Here is a 13,750-nt window from a genome sequence, read left to right on the forward strand (position 1 = left end):
GATGAAATCGGGGGTTAAAGCCTGTATAAACAAGGTTTTCTCGATTTATAAGGGAAACCTCTGGGGTGTTTTGGCATGTCTCCCAATTGCAAATTGGAAATCTCAGTCATATGATGACTTACGAGAAATTTAACCAAAGGAGACAGCATGAGCTTCAGCCGTAGGGGATTCTGGCAACGTACGCTCGGTGCCGTGGCATGTGCCGCAGTACTGGGAAGCTTCGCAAGCACGGCAACCGCTGCACCGGTTGCGCTGAACATCGTCGACGTGGCCGGCAATCTCGCGCTCACGCAAAAGGGCTTCGAGGCTTTCCGCGACAAGTACCCTGATCTCGTCTCCAAGATCACCTTCACCAATGCGCCCGCGCCGCAACTGCCGGGCAAGATCAAGGCCATGCAGGCCGCCGGCCGCTCGGATATCGATATCGTGCTGACGGGCACCGACGCGCTGGCTGCCGGTATCCAGCAAAACCTCTGGCAACGTCTGCTGCCCGACTACAGCGCGAAGCTGCCGGGCGTGCTCGACAAGTACGCACCCAACGTGCGCGCGATGCAGGAGTTGTCGAAGGGCTACGGCCTGGCGGTCACGTTTATGCCAGCGGGCCCGCTCGTCGAATACAACCCGGCCAAGGTGACGAACCCGCCCAAGACGCCCGCCGAACTGCTCTCTTGGTGCAAGGCGAATCCGGGCAAGTTGATTTACGCGCGTCCGGCCAATTCCGGCCCGGGCCGCACGTTCCTGATGGGCTTGCCGTATCTGCTCGGCGACAAAGATCCGCACGACCCGATCAAGGGGTGGGACAAGACGTGGGCGTTCCTCAAGGAACTCGATTCGTGCATTCCGTACTACCCGGGTGGCACGTCGGCGGTGATGAAGGAACTGGGCGAAGGCAGCCGCGACATGACGCTCACCGTCACCGGCTGGGACATCAATCCGCGTGCGTTGGGTATCGTGCCCGCGACGTTCAAGATTCAGTCGTTCGACAAGTTCACGTGGGTCAACGACGCGCATTACATGGTCGTGCCCAAGGGTGTGGCGAAAGAGAAGATGGAGGTGATCTTCAAGCTGATCAACTTCATGCTCGAACCTGCCCAGCAGGCGCTCACGTATGACGACGGCTACTTCTATCCGGGCCCGGCGGTGAAGGACGTACCGCTGTCCGCCGCCCCGGCGAAGAGCCAGGAAACGATCGCGAAGTACGGCCGTCCGGAATACGCGAAGCTCATCGCCGATTTCCCGCACGCCGTGCCGCTCGATGCGACGGCGATGGTGGCTGCATTCCAGAAGTGGGATGCCGAAATCGGTTCGCTGAAATCGAAATAAGGGTTGCGTCATGAAGCACAACTTTCAGCAACTGCGCCTCGACCACGTGGCGCGCAGCTTCACCAACGCAGAGGGGCAGTCGGTGGCCGCGTTGAACGGCCTCGATCTGACCATCGAGCGTGGGGAGTTCATCGCGCTGCTGGGGCCTTCGGGCTGCGGCAAGTCGACGGCGCTCAACTGCATTGCCGGACTCACGCCGCTCACGGGCGGCGCGATCTGGCTCGACGACGAGCGCATCGACGTGCTGCCCAGCGAGAAGCGAGGCTTCGGCATGGTGTTCCAGAACTACGCGCTGTTCCCGCACATGAGCGTGCTCGATAACGTGGGCTTCGGTCTTCGGATGCGCGGCGTGCCGCGCGCCGAGATCGAGAAGCGCGCCCGCGAAGCCTTGCAGCTCGTGCAACTCGTCGGGCACGAGCGCAAGTTGCCGGGGCAGTTGTCGGGCGGTCAGCAGCAACGTGTCGCGATTGCTCGTGCCATCGTGATCGAGCCGCCGGTTGTGCTCATGGACGAACCGCTGTCGAACCTCGACGCGAAGCTGCGCATCGAGATGCGCGCCGAAATCCGTCGCATTCACGGCAAGCTCGATCGCGCGACGATTTACGTCACGCACGATCAGGACGAAGCGCTCTCGATGGCCGACCGCATCGTCGTGATGAAAGAGGGCGTGGTGCAGCAGATCGGTGCACCGCGCGACGTGTATGGCCGTCCGCGCAATCTGCACGTGGCGCGCTTCATGGGCTATCGCAATGTGCTCGACGTGTCGATCACGTCGGCACAGGGCGAGCATGCCCGCGTGTCGTGTGGCGGCGCGTCGTTCGACGGCGTGCTCATGGAGCCGCCGGCCAGCGGTGGCAAGGTCGAGGGCAAAGTTTCCGTGGCGATTCGTCCCGACGATTTCGAACGCGCACCGGCCGCCAACGACAACGCCTTCGAAGTGGTGGTCGAAACGGTGGAGTACGGCGGTCGCGATTCGCTGCTGCGCGTGGCGTCGCCGTTCGGTCAGTTGTACGCGCGTTTGCCGGGCGATTACGCCGTCGGCGAGCGCGTGCCGCTGCGGGTACCGGCCGACCGCACGCTCGTCTACGCAGGGGATCGCGCATGAGTGCCGCCGCTTCCGTGTCGATGACACCGGCAGCGCGTGCCGACGGGCGCGGCTGGCTCGTCGCGCCCGCGCTCGTGTGCCTGATCGCGATGTTCGTCTATCCGTTCGCGTACGGTCTTTTCCTGTCGTTTCAGCCGATGGAGGGCGGCGGCGTTTTCGCGAACTATCTGAAGTTCTTCACCGAGCCGACACTGTGGCCGACGGTGCTTATCACGCTCAAGCTCGCCGTGCCCGCCACGCTGATCAACGTGGGGGCGTCGATCCCGGCGGCGTTCGCGTTGCGCAAAAGCACGCGGGCGTCGAAGTTCGTGACGATGCTACTGGTCGTCCCCGTGACGCTCGGCACCGTACTGATCGCCGACGGCATGCTGACCTACTACGGGCCGAACGGCTGGTTCCCGCAGGCGCTGCATGCGTTGGGGCTGTATCACGACGAAGTGCGTCTCACACACAACTACTGGGGTGTGCTGATCTCGCTGGTGATCTCGGGCTTCCCGTTCGCGTTCCTGCTGATTCTGTCGTACGTCACCGGCATCGACCCGACACTCGCTCGCGCGGCAGGTACGCTGGGTGCCGGGCCGTGGCAGCAATTCCGTCTGATCTATCTGCCGCTGCTGGTGCCGGGCCTGACGATGGCGGCGTGTCTGTCGTTCGTGCAGGCGTTCTCTGTGTTCCCGTCGGCGGTGCTGCTCGGCGTGCCCGCAGGGGCGACGCGCGTGGTGTCGATTGCCGCATACGAAGCCGCGTTCGAGAGCTATGACTACTCGCTCGCCTCGTGCGTGGCGATTGTGATGGGGTTCGTGCAGTTGCTGATCGTGGCGGGCATGCTCGGCGCGCGCCGGGCGTTCTATAGCGGTCCGACCACGGGAGGCAAGGGATGAGTGTTGCAGACAAGAATCCGGCCGGTACGCTGGCCGCGCAGAACGGAGATTTCATGACAACGCAGGCGCCCGTCAGCCAGTCGGCAGCCGCACCCATTGCCCGGCGCAAGATGCGCCGTGAAGGGCCGGGCTCGCGTCTGTGGCGCGTGCTGGTCTGGGGCACGATGATCTTCTTCCTCGTGAATGTGGCGCTGATGATCGCCACCGTCACGATGAATTCGTTCGCCACGCGCTGGTTCGGCACACCGTTGCCCGAAGGTTTTACGTTGCATTGGTACGCGCAGGCCTGGCGCGACTTTCAACTCGCCGATGTGCTGTGGGTGACGGTGGAGGTCGTGGGCGCGGTCGTGCTGTTGTCGATTGCGCTGGGCGTGCCTGCGGCGTATGCGTTGGCCCGGGCGCAGTTCCCCGGCAAGAAGCTCGCGATGCTGGTGTTTCTGTTGCCGCTGATGGTGCCGCCGGTGACGTACGGCATTCCGATGGCGACCGTGCTCTACAAGGTCGGACTGGGCGGCACGCTCACGGGCGTGATTCTCGCGAATCTCGTGCCGTCGCTGCCGTTCGTGATTCTGGTGATGACGCCGTTCATCGAGCAGATCGATCCGAACCTCGAAGCTGCGGCGCGCATCTTCGGTGCGAACACGCTGAAGTACTTCCGTTACGTGTTGCTGCCGCTGCTGGTGCCGGGCATTCTGGCGGCGGGTCTGCTCGTGCTCGTGCGCACCATCGGCATGTTCGAGCTGACGTTCTTCACCGCCGGTCCGGACACGCAGACATTGGTCGTTGCGCTCTACTACGCGGTGTTCTCTACCGGTGTGAGAGCCCCACAGTCTATCGACGCGATGGCGATGATCTACATGGCCATCACGCTGTTGTGGGTGCTCATCGCGCTGCAATTCGTGAGTCCGACGCAGTTGGTCAGCCGCGTCAAGGAAGCGCCGAAGGGCGAGTGAGTGCGGGGTAGGCGTCGTTCTCACTGTCGCTACCGTTAGCATAGGCCGCTTCCAGCTGGAAGCGGCCGACCGACAGCGCGAGCAACTGCGCCTGTTGCTCCAACATCTTCGCGGCCTTGCCCGCATCCTCCACCAGCGCCGCGTTGTGCGACGTCACCTGATCCATCAGCGCAATCGCGCGATTTACTTCTTCGAGTTCTGATTTCGTCCATCGCACGGACGGCGATTATTCCGTCTGATCCGCATCGATAGAGGTCAACGGTCCGTTGAGGCGACGCGCTTGAGCATGCGTTGCGTTGCGTTGCGCTGGGCGGACCCCGTACGGCGTCAGGCACGGCGTGCGCCATACGGTGTGCTGCGTCGCAGCAAAAAATATCTTAAGAAAGGTGTGGAATAAGGGGTCGGCGCGAAGCGTTCAGAGAGTGTCGACAACGACATTTCACTCAGGAGCCAAAGTCATGAACCAACGTCAATCGATGTCCGCTGTTCTCACCAGCCTCGTGGCTGCCGCCGGTCTGTTCGCTGCTGCCGCGGCCCACGCGGAAGTCCCGCTCAAGACCGCCGACGGCATGCTCGTCGACGCACAGAACCGCACCGTCTATACGTTTGACAACGATGTGGCAGGCAGCGGCAAGAGCGCTTGCAACGGCGGATGTGCGACGGCCTGGCCGCCGGTCATGGCCGATGGCGGTGCGAAGGCCGAAGGTAACTATTCCATCGTCACGCGTGACGACGGTATGAAGCAGTGGGCCTACAAGGGCAAGCCGCTGTACCTGTTCGCGAAGGATGCGGCCGCAGGCGACAAGAAGGGCGACGGCTTCAAGGACGTGTGGCACGTTGTCAAGCCCTGAGCGGGCGCTGACGGCATTCTGGCGGCATTCCGACGGGGAGCGAGCGTGTTGGCATATCGGCGGGCTGGGAACGCGCATGCAAAGTCGCGGCGGCTCAGTATAATTTCGCGGCAGGTGCCAGCGGTACTCGCTGGCGATGCTTCGGACTGGGTGGCCGTCAGGCACCCTCCGCCAGGAAATTCGCCGATGACCGGTCAGGATTTACCCAGCTTGCTTCCGGGCTTGCTGCCACGCCTCTGGGCGTTCGCCTTGCGCATTACGGGCGATCGCCACGATGCCGAGGATCTTGTGCAACGCGCTTGCGTGCACGCGCTGGAGCGCATGCACCAGTGGCAGCCGGGATCCTCGGCGTTGAGCTGGATGTTCAGCATCGTGCATACGACGTGGATCAACGAGATCCGCGCGCGGCGCGTTCGTTCGCGCGGCAGTCTGGCGTGGGACGAAGCCGACGTCGATGCGATTCCCGATTTTCAGGCGTCCACGCCCGAAGAACTGGCCAGTTGTCATCAGGTCTTCGGCGCGGTCGATCGTCTGCCCGAAGCGCAGCGTCTCGTGCTGTTGCTCGTGGCGGTGGAGGGTATGAGTTATCAGGAAGCGGCAGAAGTGCTCGACGTGCCCATCGGCACGGTGATGAGCCGTCTGTCGCGCGCGCGCCGCACTATCGGCGACCAGTTTCGTAACCCCGAGGGGCAACCCCGCACGGTAGAGCGCACCCTTCGTGGTGGCGCGGCCGCTGGCGCACGTGAGGAGGACGCGTGATGAACGAAGACGATATCCGCCTGCTCGCTTACGTGGACGACGCGCTGCCTGCGGTGGAGCGTGCGGAAGTGGAAGCGGCCATTGCCGCGTCGCCCGAACTGGCCGACGCGGTTGCGTCGTTGCGGGCCTCGCGTCTGCCGTATCGTGAGACGTTCGCGGCACAAGTGATTCCGCCGGTGCCGCAGAGCCTGAGCGCCGGTCTCGACGCACTCCTGCGCACGCACGCGCAACGCCAGGCCTCGCCGCCAACTCAGGATGTTCAACCGGACACTCACGCGCCCGACGCCGTTCAATCGACGGCACCGCTACCGTTGCAGCCCGTGCGTGTCGACACGACGCACAACGTGCCCGCCGCCAACGATGCGCCTGCCGGACGACGCGTGCGCCCGTGGTGGCTCGCGGCGGCTTTCGCGGCTGGTGTCGCGGCGACGGCGATTACGTTGCCGTTGATGTCGGGCGTGCTGAATCGCTCAGGGGCGGGGGGCTTCATGACCGCGTCGGTCGCGCCAGCGCCCGCACAGGGCAGGACGTGGGTGCGCGCAGCGGCCGAGTATCAGCAGTTGTATGCGCGTGACACGGTGGCATCGATTCGCGTCGACGACAGCGACACCGAGCGCACCGTCAGCGAGATCCATCAGAACGACAAGCTCGACATCAGCGTGCCCGATCTGCGCTCGCAGGGCCTGACGTTCAAGCGCGTGCAGCGTTTGCGCTGGCAGGACCGTGCGCTGGTGCAGATGGTGTATCTCCCGGCGACGGGCGATCCCGTGGCGCTGTGTGTGGTGCGTGATACGCGTCCCGACCAGAGCGTGGCGGAACAGCAGATCGACAAGATGGGCGTGGTGACGTGGCGCAAGGGACAGATCGGCTACGCGCTCATCGGCGCCCCGGGGTCGACCGATCTCAAGGCCGTGGCGAAAGCACTTGCCGACGGTCCGGTCGCGCCGCTTTACGGCATGTTGATGCTGCCGGACCTGTCCTCGCCGCAGTCGCCGCATAAGGCTTCATAACGACCGTCGTCCGTTATTCGCACGTCGCACCAAAGCAAACGCCCTCGAATCCGAGGGCGTTTGTCATTGCGGGACAGCGATTGCGATTACGCTTGCGCGAGCGCGCCATCGCGAAGTCGCCACAGGCCGAGCGGGTTGCTCTCCTGCAAGGCTTCGGGCAGCAACGCATCCGGCAGATCCTGATAGCAGACGGGACGCAGGAAACGATCGATCGCCGATGCGCCAACCGACGTGAACATCGCGTTCGACGTTGCGGGGAACGGGCCGCCGTGCACCATCGCGTGACACACCTCGACGCCGGTCGGGAAACCATTGGCGAGAATGCGTCCGGCGCGACGCTCCAGACTCGGCAGCAGACGGCGTGCGTTAGCCGCGTCGCCAGCGTCGAGTTGCAGCGTGGCCGTCAACTGACCTTCCAGGCGTTCCGTGATGGCGATCATCTCGTCGACGGTGTTGCAAGCGATCACGACCGACGCAGGTCCGAACATTTCGTCGTGCAGCGCCGGGGTGGCGAGAAACTCGGCGGCCGTCGTGCGGAAGAGGGCCGCCTGACCCTGATATGCGCCACCCGCCTGACCGCGCGCGACGAGCGTCACGTTCGGCTCGTCGGCCAGACGCGCGACACCCTTGTCGTACGCCTGATGAATGCCCGGCGTGAGCATGGTGCCCGCCGCCTTGGTCGTCAGCGCATCGGAGGCCGTCTGGCAGAAACGTTCGAGCGCGTCGCCCGCGAGGCCCAGCACCAGCCCGGGGTTCGTGCAGAACTGACCGACGCCCATCGTCAGCGAATCGACGAAGCCCTTTGCGATGGCGTCGCCGCGTGCGGCCAGCGCTTCGGGCAACAGGTATACCGGGTTGATGCTGCTCATCTCGGCATACACCGGAATCGGCACTGCGCGCGACTGAGCGATACGTTGCAGTGCGAGACCGCCATTACGCGAGCCGGTGAAGCCGACGGCTGCGATCGCGGGATGCGCCACCAGCGCCTCGCCCACGGCACGCTCGCCGACGAGCAGCGAGAAAACACCTTCCGGCAGATCGAGCTTCTGCACAGCCGAGCGTACGGCGCGTGCCACGAGTTCCGACGTCCCCAAATGCGCGGAGTGCGCCTTCACGATCACCGGGCAACCCGCCGCGAATGCTGACGCCGTATCGCCCCCCGCCACGGAGAATGCCAACGGGAAATTGCTTGCGCCGAACACCGCCACGGGGCCGAGTCCGATCTTCGTCAGACGCAGGTCGCTGCGCGGCAACGGTTCGCGTGCCGGTTGCGCGGGGTCGATGGTGGCGTCGAGGAAATGTCCGTCGCGCACCACGCGGGCGAACATCCGCAACTGACCGACGGTGCGTCCGCGCTCACCTTGCAGTCGGGCGACGGGCAGGCCGGTCTCGGCGTGGCCGCGTTCGATGAGGGCGTCACCCAGATCGAGAATGGCCTGCGCAACGGCTTCCAGAAACCCGGCGCGCTTCTCTAGCGGCAACGCGCGGAACGGATCGAAGGCCGCGCGCGCCAGTTCGCACGCACGCTCGACGTCCTGCACGGTGCCCGCGCCGAACGACGGCGTCAGGCGCTCGCCGCGTGACGGGTCGAACGCTTCGAGCGTTCCCGCACTGCCGCGTACGTCGGCGCGGCCGATTAACATTTCACCGGTGATCTGCATGCGGGGCCCCTTAGCCTTCGACCTTTTTGATCAGCGCGTCGAGCGCGGCGAGTTCGTCCGGCAGCAGGTCGGTCAGGGGGGCGCGCACCGGACCGGCGTCACGGCCGACCAGTTTGGCACCGGCCTTGACGATGCTCACGGCATACCCCGGGCGACGGTTGCGAATCTCCAGGTACGGCAGGAAGAACACGTCGAGCAGGTGGCCGATGGTCTCCTGATCGTTGTTGCACACGGCGCGATAGAACTTCATCGCCGTCTTCGGAATGAAATTGAACACGGCCGACGAATACACCGGCACGCCCAACGCGCGGTAGGCCGCGGCATAGACTTCAGCTGTCGGCAGGCCACCCAGATACGAGAAGCGATCGCCCATGCGGCGGCGGATCTGCACCATGCGCTCGATGTCGCCCACGCCGTCCTTGAAGCCGATCAGGTTCGGGCAGTTCTCGGCCAGACGCTCGAGCTGGTCCGCACCGAGCTTCGAGTTCGCGCGGTTGTAGACGATCACGCCGATGCTCACGGCCTTGCAGACCTGTTCGACGTGCGCTGCGATGCCGTCGAGGCTCGCTTCCGTCAGATAGTGCGGCATGAGCAGCACGCCCTTCGCGCCCAGGCGCTCGGCTTCCTTTGCGTACTCGATGGCCAGACGGGTCGGCCCGCCCGCGCCCGCGAGAATCGGCACCTTGCCCGCACACGTGTCGACGGCCGTCTTGATCACGGCACTGTAATCCTGCGGCGTGAGCGAGAAGAATTCGCCCGTGCCGCCGGCGGCGAAGAGTGCCGTCGCACCGAACGGCGCGAGCCACTCCAGACGCTCGGCGTAGCCGCGCGCGTTGAAGTCGCCGTTCGCGTCGAAGTCGGTCACGGGGAAAGACAACAAGCCGTCCGAGACGATTTGCTTGAGTTCTTGAGGTGCAGTCATTTCAAGAGTTCCTGTCGGCTGATGGGCCGGATTCGATGAATAAAGAAGGCGCTCAACCAGCGCTCGGCGCTGAGTTATATGTCATCGTATAACATGTGATGAGGTCGGACAAGAGGCTGACCTGTCGAATGGCAGTGGGATAAACCCGCAAAAGGCGTGGGAAGGGTTTTTCCCGATTCGCGCAGAGGCCCGTAAAGCCACGCATTGCTGGGAATCTAGATGTATGATGACACATAAGTGACGGGTGGTTGAGCGAACATCAACGACCGCCCGTGATATTTGTGTCATGGCCCGTGTGATACGACAGATCGCAGGTATCGAGAATGGCGGACGCTGTGGAACGCGGGGCTGGCGGGATGAGATGGGAGGGGGGAGGGACATGGCAGCAACGCAGGAGACGGCCGGCGGGAAAGACTCGCCGCGCTACATTCGGATGCAGGCGGAGGACAACGTCGCCATCGTGGTGAACGACGGCGGTCTGCCCGCCGGTAGCCGGTTCGCGGACGGACTCGCGCTGATCGATGCCGTGCCGCAGGGCCACAAGGTGGCGCTGATCGATCTGGCCGCAGGGGCTGCGGTGGTTCGCTACGGTGTGGTCATCGGCTACGCGGCGCGCGATCTGAGCGCGGGCAGTTGGGTCAACGAGCGAAACCTTGCGATGCCCGAAGCGCCGTCGCTTGACCGTCTGCCGATCAGCACGCGTGTGCCTGCGGAATTACCGCCGCTCGACGGCTTCACGTTCCGGGGCTATCGCAATGCCGACGGCTCGGTCGGCACGCGCAACATCCTCGCCATTACGACCACTGTGCAGTGCGTTGCGGGCGTGGTGGAGTTCGCCGTCAAGCGCATTAAGGAGACGTTGCTGCCGCAGTATCCGAATGTCGACGACGTCGTCGCGCTGGAGCACACGTATGGCTGCGGCGTGGCCATCGACGCACCGGATGCCATCGTCCCGATCCGCACGCTGCGCAACATCTCCACCAATCCCAACTTTGGCGGCGAAGTGATGGTCGTGAGTCTCGGCTGCGAGAAGTTGCAGCCGGAGCGTCTGCTCCCGGCAGGCAGCATTCCGATCGGGAGCACCGACGCAGACGGGAAACCCGACACCGTCTGTCTTCAGGACGATGCACATGTCGGCTTTCTGTCGATGATCGATTCGATCCTGACGATGGCGCGCACGCATCTTGAGCGGCTCAATGCGCGTCAGCGTGAGACGGTGCCTGCGTCTGAACTGATCGTCGGCGTGCAGTGCGGTGGCAGCGACGCATTCTCGGGGGTGACGGCCAACCCGGCCGTGGGCTTCGCCACCGATCTGCTTGTGCGCGCGGGCGCGACGGTCATGTTCTCCGAAGTCACCGAAGTGCGCGACGGCATCGACCAACTGACCTCACGTGCGGCCACGCCGGAAGTGGCCGAGGCGATGATTCGCGAGATGGCGTGGTACGACGCGTATCTGGAGCGCGGACGCGTCGACCGCAGTGCCAACACCACGCCGGGCAACAAGCGCGGTGGGTTGTCCAACATCGTCGAGAAGGCGATGGGGTCGATTGTGAAGTCGGGCAGCGGGCCAATTCACGGCGTGATTTCCCCGGGCGCGAAACTTGATCGCGAACGCCAGCGCGGGCTGATCTACGCCGCGACGCCTGCGAGCGATTTCATCTGCGGCACGCTGCAACTGGCGGCGGGCATCAACTTGCATGTGTTCACGACCGGGCGTGGGACGCCTTACGGACTCGCCGAGGTGCCCGTCATCAAGGTGGCGACGCGCTCGGATCTGGCGCGTCGCTGGCATGACCTGATGGATGTGGACGCCGGACGCATCGCCACGGGTGAGGCCACCATCGAAGACGTGGGCTGGCAGTTGTTCCACCTGATGCTGGCCGTCGCCAGCGGTGAAAAAACGTGGGCCGAGCGATGGGGCCTGCATAACGCGCTGACGTTGTTCAACCCCGCGCCGGTGACCTGAGCCCGACGCGTCGATTTGCGAGTGAGAGGCTCAGAGTTCGGCTTGCGTTTGCGCAAGTCCGAATTCGAGCATGGCCGGTACGAAGCAGTGATTGAGCGTGTCGCGCCGCGACAGCTTCGTGAGGACATAGCGACGAAACGGCGTGAGCGTGCCCCAGTCGCCGACGTCCGGCGCAAGCAGGTCGGCCATCTCACACTGCTTGAGCAATCCGGGCGGCAGGGCATTCATGTCCTGCCAGGCCGTGGGTGCGGCGTCGACACTGCGCTCGACCGCCTGCCCGAGATGATCGCGCGCGATCTCATCGAGACGCGCAGCAAAATCCTCGTCGCCCGGCACGCACGACGCGAGCGTCTCGCGGGCTTCTTGCGGCAGACGCTGCCAGTCCGCTAGCGACAGATGCTGGCCGTTACGATCCAGATTGAAGCGAATCGCCATCGTGATGTATTTGAGGTTTTCGCAGGCCTCAATTTCGAAAACAAACATCGGCAGACGCTGGTAAAGGTGCATGGCTGTCACTCCTCGTGTGGCGACGTATCGCATGCGGGCGATTGTACTCGCGCCCCGAGGGCGATTGCGTACGGGTTGCGCGCGTGACGATGCGGCATGGCGACGCACCGACGCGGAGGATCTGGCCAGTTCGGCACCGCTTTCGGCGTCCCTCTCACGGGCGTTGTCTTTCCAAAATTGCCGATTGTTCTTGGGAAAACTCTCAAAATCACTCGGGCGAACGCTGAAAAATTCCATCGTTTTGCGAGACGTCGCGTAGCACGGAAAGGCTGACTTTGAGCGGCCGCCCGGCGATTTCGGACAGTTCACATCCCCTGCAATGTGAAGCGTCCTAGAGATTCGGTTCTTTCCCAAGGCCGTCCGGATTTCCTAAGGTAGGCGTTATGCCGATCCATTCCCAATTCACCGCCGACAGGAGCCGACATGCCGTCCCGTACGTCTAATGCGTCGCCCATGCCTTTCCCGTTTCTTCCCGTAATCCTGGAGTCGCCTAAGGCGTCAACGTCGCACGGCTCAGCGGCGTCGCCCGAGGTGTCGGAGCCTGCGAGTCGTGCCAGTGCGGTACGCAGCAAGCCGCGAACAAGCCGTCGCCCGGCGGTGGTCGAGGCCGCACAGCCGCCGGGCATGGACTGCGATGGAGGCTGCTCGCTGAGGGTGGAGGTGGTGCGCGGCATCGCGCCCGAATGTCTGACATTGCTCGGAGCCATCGTCCGATGAGCGCCGTTGCGACTCACCCCGTGTCACACGTGCAAGGCGATGCGGCCGGAGAGACGTCGGTGTCGGCGGGTGGCGCGGTATGGGTGATCGCCTCGCCGCACGCGCAATGGACGTGTGCGCCGGACGCCGTGACCGTGTCGTCCTATGAAGTGTCGTGCACGCTGCACGGGGCGCCCGTCGACACGGCGTTGTGGCTCGAACGCATGAAGCATGGCGTGTTGCTGGCGCAAGCGCCGGTGCGCGGGACGTGGCTGGCAACGCTTGTCGACGAAGCGTTGGTGCACGTGTTGCCAGCAACACCTCACGGCAGTCGTGACATCGTGCCCGCGTTCGGGAAGATCTGCGACGCATGGGTGCGGGGCATTTTCGCGGCACCGTTCTGGACACGTTTTCTCGCGGGCGAGTCGAGCGACATTCAGGTGCTGGCGTTTCTCGCGCAGCTCTACCATCGCGCGGCAGGGGCTGACGTCCACAATCGCATTGCGGTGGAGCGCTGCACCGACGCGGCACTGCGACCGCTGCTGCTGCGTCAGTACCGCGAGCAGCGCGGGCAGTCGACGATGCTGGCCGCAGGGCTGTTGCGATGCGGCCCGGCGGCGCGCACCTTTCTGGACAGCGGTGCCTTCGACGCGACGCACGCACTGATCGACTTCATCATCGGCGCGGCGGGCGATATGCCCGCTTACGTCGGATGTTGTGCGCTGTGTCAGGCGCCCGCAACGGTGCGCGCGGCCAGCGAGATCGAAGCGCAGTTCGAGGCGCTCGCGCAGCGCTATCCGTCGGCGGCCGACGGCTTTGCGGCTGTCTGCGCGCATGCACGGCATGACGCGAGCGTGTGCGGCGGCACGGCGCTGCTCGCGCAATGGGTGGAAGACGCGGGTGAGCCGGACGTGCCGTCGCGGCTGCGGATGTTGCGTGGCGCGTATGGGGTTGCGTCGGCGTACCGGGTGATGTTCGATGCGTTGCATCGGCTCGACGAAGAACTCTGACGAGAGAAGTACTGCGCGGTCCTGAGGTCGGCGAGCAACGCATGCCCCCGATTGGGGCATGTCACTCGTATAATGGCGTCCCAACGGCGGGGGCGGTTGCGGCTCC

13 protein-coding genes are annotated in these 13,750 nt (G+C 64.4%); 9 read left to right on the forward strand and 4 right to left on the reverse strand.

The features are described from left to right. The first annotated feature begins 147 nt into the window (after window positions 1-147). Genes PAN31117_RS07390 through PAN31117_RS07405 form a run of 4 tightly spaced genes read left to right on the forward strand, consistent with a single transcriptional unit; the run spans window position 148 to window position 4,262 of the window. Complete coding sequence (locus tag PAN31117_RS07390; protein WP_150737601.1) at window positions 148-1,323, forward strand: extracellular solute-binding protein; 1,176 nt, start codon at window positions 148-150, stop codon at window positions 1,321-1,323. A 10-nt stretch (window positions 1,324-1,333) separates the two neighbouring features. Continuing rightward, on the forward strand, window positions 1,334-2,428 hold the full coding sequence (locus tag PAN31117_RS07395; RefSeq protein WP_150737602.1) for an ABC transporter ATP-binding protein: 1,095 nt from the start codon (window positions 1,334-1,336) through the stop codon (window positions 2,426-2,428). Next, a complete protein-coding gene (locus tag PAN31117_RS07400) occupies window positions 2,425-3,309 on the forward strand; it encodes an ABC transporter permease (protein ID WP_150576152.1) in 885 nt (294 codons plus the stop codon). The genes PAN31117_RS07395 and PAN31117_RS07400 overlap by 4 nt, the downstream gene beginning before the upstream one ends. A 53-nt stretch (window positions 3,310-3,362) precedes the next feature. Further along, on the forward strand, window positions 3,363-4,262 hold the full coding sequence (locus PAN31117_RS07405) for an ABC transporter permease (protein ID WP_150737749.1): 900 nt from the start codon (window positions 3,363-3,365) through the stop codon (window positions 4,260-4,262). Here the strand turns inward: PAN31117_RS07405 and PAN31117_RS07410 are convergent. Continuing rightward, the gene (locus tag PAN31117_RS07410) at window positions 4,237-4,479 is read right to left on the reverse strand and encodes a hypothetical protein (protein WP_150737603.1); all 243 of its coding nucleotides are present in this window, start codon (window positions 4,477-4,479) and stop codon (window positions 4,237-4,239) included. The two genes, PAN31117_RS07405 and PAN31117_RS07410, sit on opposite strands and share 26 nt — an antisense overlap. 241 nt (window positions 4,480-4,720) lie before the next feature. Between PAN31117_RS07410 and PAN31117_RS07415 the strand changes: the two genes are divergently transcribed. From PAN31117_RS07415 to PAN31117_RS07425, 3 genes are all read left to right on the forward strand, one after another. Then, window positions 4,721-5,113, forward strand: coding sequence for a COG4315 family predicted lipoprotein (locus PAN31117_RS07415; protein ID WP_084103996.1), 393 nt, complete (start codon window positions 4,721-4,723; stop codon window positions 5,111-5,113). A 186-nt stretch (window positions 5,114-5,299) separates the two neighbouring features. Next, window positions 5,300-5,872, forward strand: coding sequence for an RNA polymerase sigma factor (locus PAN31117_RS07420; protein WP_150737604.1), 573 nt, complete (start codon window positions 5,300-5,302; stop codon window positions 5,870-5,872). Then, window positions 5,872-6,882, forward strand: coding sequence for an anti-sigma factor family protein (locus tag PAN31117_RS07425; RefSeq protein ID WP_150737605.1), 1,011 nt, complete (start codon window positions 5,872-5,874; stop codon window positions 6,880-6,882). Before PAN31117_RS07420 ends, PAN31117_RS07425 begins: the two co-directional genes overlap by 1 nt. A gap of 86 nt (window positions 6,883-6,968) precedes the next feature. On the opposite strand, the gene PAN31117_RS07430 is transcribed toward PAN31117_RS07425, so the two are convergent. Together PAN31117_RS07430 and kdgD are read right to left on the reverse strand one after the other, a co-directional pair. Beyond that, window positions 6,969-8,543, reverse strand: coding sequence for an aldehyde dehydrogenase (NADP(+)) (locus PAN31117_RS07430; RefSeq protein WP_150737606.1), 1,575 nt, complete (start codon window positions 8,541-8,543; stop codon window positions 6,969-6,971). 10 nt (window positions 8,544-8,553) lie between these two features. Next, the gene (gene kdgD / locus PAN31117_RS07435; protein ID WP_150737607.1) at window positions 8,554-9,465 is read right to left on the reverse strand and encodes a 5-dehydro-4-deoxyglucarate dehydratase; all 912 of its coding nucleotides are present in this window, start codon (window positions 9,463-9,465) and stop codon (window positions 8,554-8,556) included. A gap of 379 nt (window positions 9,466-9,844) precedes the next feature. Here kdgD and garD point away from each other — a divergent pair, with 379 nt between their 5' ends. Continuing rightward, entirely contained in the window at window positions 9,845-11,431 is a 1,587-nt protein-coding gene (gene garD / locus PAN31117_RS07440; RefSeq protein ID WP_150737608.1) for a galactarate dehydratase, read from the forward strand. Window positions 11,432-11,461: 30 nt separating this feature from the next. On the opposite strand, the gene PAN31117_RS07445 is transcribed toward garD, so the two are convergent. Continuing rightward, the gene (locus PAN31117_RS07445; RefSeq protein ID WP_150576160.1) at window positions 11,462-11,938 is read right to left on the reverse strand and encodes a nitrate reductase associated protein; all 477 of its coding nucleotides are present in this window, start codon (window positions 11,936-11,938) and stop codon (window positions 11,462-11,464) included. Window positions 11,939-12,675: 737 nt separating this feature from the next. Between PAN31117_RS07445 and PAN31117_RS07450 the strand changes: the two genes are divergently transcribed. Next, the gene (locus PAN31117_RS07450; protein WP_150737609.1) at window positions 12,676-13,644 is read left to right on the forward strand and encodes a hypothetical protein; all 969 of its coding nucleotides are present in this window, start codon (window positions 12,676-12,678) and stop codon (window positions 13,642-13,644) included. Window positions 13,645-13,750: the final 106 nt, after the last annotated feature.

This window comes from Pandoraea anapnoica, from assembly GCF_902459765.1.
GTDB classification, from domain to species: Bacteria; Pseudomonadota; Gammaproteobacteria; order Burkholderiales; family Burkholderiaceae; genus Pandoraea; species Pandoraea anapnoica.

What these genes read in the sequence shown, in the direction of transcription:
- PAN31117_RS07390 (WP_150737601.1), top strand. Translation starts at nt 148, where the DNA reads ATGAGCTTCAGCCGTAGGGGATTCTGGCAACGTACGCTCGGTGCCGTG.
- PAN31117_RS07395 (WP_150737602.1), top strand. Translation starts at nt 1,334, where the DNA reads ATGAAGCACAACTTTCAGCAACTGCGCCTCGACCACGTGGCGCGCAGC.
- PAN31117_RS07400 (WP_150576152.1), top strand. Translation starts at nt 2,425, where the DNA reads ATGAGTGCCGCCGCTTCCGTGTCGATGACACCGGCAGCGCGTGCCGAC.
- PAN31117_RS07405 (WP_150737749.1), top strand. Translation starts at nt 3,363, where the DNA reads ATGACAACGCAGGCGCCCGTCAGCCAGTCGGCAGCCGCACCCATTGCC.
- PAN31117_RS07415 (WP_084103996.1), top strand. Translation starts at nt 4,721, where the DNA reads ATGAACCAACGTCAATCGATGTCCGCTGTTCTCACCAGCCTCGTGGCT.
- PAN31117_RS07420 (WP_150737604.1), top strand. Translation starts at nt 5,300, where the DNA reads ATGACCGGTCAGGATTTACCCAGCTTGCTTCCGGGCTTGCTGCCACGC.
- PAN31117_RS07425 (WP_150737605.1), top strand. Translation starts at nt 5,872, where the DNA reads ATGAACGAAGACGATATCCGCCTGCTCGCTTACGTGGACGACGCGCTG.
- PAN31117_RS07430 (WP_150737606.1), bottom strand. Translation starts at nt 8,543, where the DNA reads ATGCAGATCACCGGTGAAATGTTAATCGGCCGCGCCGACGTACGCGGC.
- kdgD (WP_150737607.1), bottom strand. Translation starts at nt 9,465, where the DNA reads ATGACTGCACCTCAAGAACTCAAGCAAATCGTCTCGGACGGCTTGTTG.
- garD (WP_150737608.1), top strand. Translation starts at nt 9,845, where the DNA reads ATGGCAGCAACGCAGGAGACGGCCGGCGGGAAAGACTCGCCGCGCTAC.
- PAN31117_RS07445 (WP_150576160.1), bottom strand. Translation starts at nt 11,938, where the DNA reads ATGCACCTTTACCAGCGTCTGCCGATGTTTGTTTTCGAAATTGAGGCC.